We start from the raw sequence: 1,309 nt of genomic DNA, 5'->3' as shown, positions 1-1,309 counted from the left end.
TGAATCGCCCCGGGTTTACCGGAGAGTTTTTTACTTGAGTCATGCCGCATTGGCAGACTCACCAGTTGATGCATAATACATCATTTCTTTTTCAACTGGCGGGATATGACCAATCGATGACAGCAGTCGGTGATTGTTAAACCAGTTGACCCAGCCCAATGTGGCTATTTCCACCTCTTCTAGGGTGCTGTAAGGCCCTTCATGATAAATCAATTCAGTTTTGTAAAGGCCATTGATGGTTTCAGCCAAAGCGTTGTCATAGGAGTCGCCGACTGACCCAACTGAGGCTTCAATGCCAGCTTCGATCAGACGGTCGGTATACGTGATCGACAGATATTGGCTGCCCCGGTCAGAGTGATGAACCAGATCATCATGTCTGCCTCTGGCCCACAACGCTTGTTCCAATGCATCAAGCACCAGTGAAGTGTCCATGGTTTTCAGCACACGCCAGCCAACAATCATGCGAGCAAAGACATCAACCACAAAGGCCACAAACACATAGCCAGATCGGGTCCACACATAGGTGATGTCAGCCACCCACAGTTCATTGGGTTTACTGGCACCGAATGACCTGTTGACCAAATCAAGTGGTTTGGCATCAAGTTCAGAACTGATGGTGGTTTTACACGACTTACCCCTGATGACCCCTTTGATACCAAGGGCATTCATCAACCTGGCAACAGTGCAACGAGCCACTGTGATGCCTTCTCTAAGTAATTGTTTCCAGACCTTGCGAATGCCATAAACACAGCGATTTTCATGCCACACTCGGCTGATATGTTCCATCAACACTTCATCTTGTTTGCTCCGAGAAGAACGCAAGTGGGGATTGGTCATGAGCTGCTTATGGTGGTAATAGGTCGATGATGCAATCGGTAATATCTCACAAATTGGCTCGACACCATAAAGACCTTTTTCTTGATCAATGAAATCAACCATTATTTCCGTTTGCGGTCGAGCTCCGCCTGGGCGAAAAAAGCCGCCGCTTTGCGCAAGATTTCATTGGCGCGTTTTAACTCACGGTTCTCACGCTCCAAATCTTTGATTTTCATGGTTTGAGTTGTGGTTGTGCCAGGCTTGTCCCCTTGGTCGATTTCAAGTCGATTAACCCAGCTTCTGAGCGTTTCTGGTGTACAGCCGATTTTGGCTGCAATTGATTTGATGGTGGCCCATCTGGAATGATGCTCATGTTCGGTTTGCAAGACCAAACGAACAGCTCGTTCTTTCACCTCGGGGGCGTAACGGATTCGTGTATTCATAGACTAATTCTCTCAAACTATTTAGTCTCCGACAAACCCGGGGCGATTCA

The 1,309-nt window shown here is 47.6% G+C and carries 1 protein-coding gene and 1 other annotated feature; the gene reads right to left on the bottom strand.

Features of this window, described 5'->3' with window-relative positions:
* Positions 1–39 precede the first annotated feature (39 nt).
* A protein-coding gene (locus tag K7G70_RS17825) for an IS3 family transposase (RefSeq protein ID WP_223790015.1) occupies positions 40–1,259 on the bottom strand; the annotation gives its coding sequence in 2 pieces (ribosomal slippage) (positions 40–971 and positions 971–1,259; 1,221 coding nt in all).
* Positions 865–981, bottom strand: a sequence feature (AL1L pseudoknot). Its footprint overlaps the gene before it by 117 nt.
* Positions 1,260–1,309 lie beyond the last annotated feature (50 nt).

It is taken from the genome of Marinicella meishanensis, from assembly GCF_019931145.1.
Classification (GTDB): Bacteria; Pseudomonadota; Gammaproteobacteria; order Xanthomonadales; family Marinicellaceae; genus Marinicella; species Marinicella meishanensis.
The sequence above is the reverse complement of the archived record's forward strand: the minus strand, read 5'-3'. Positions and strand labels throughout refer to the sequence as shown.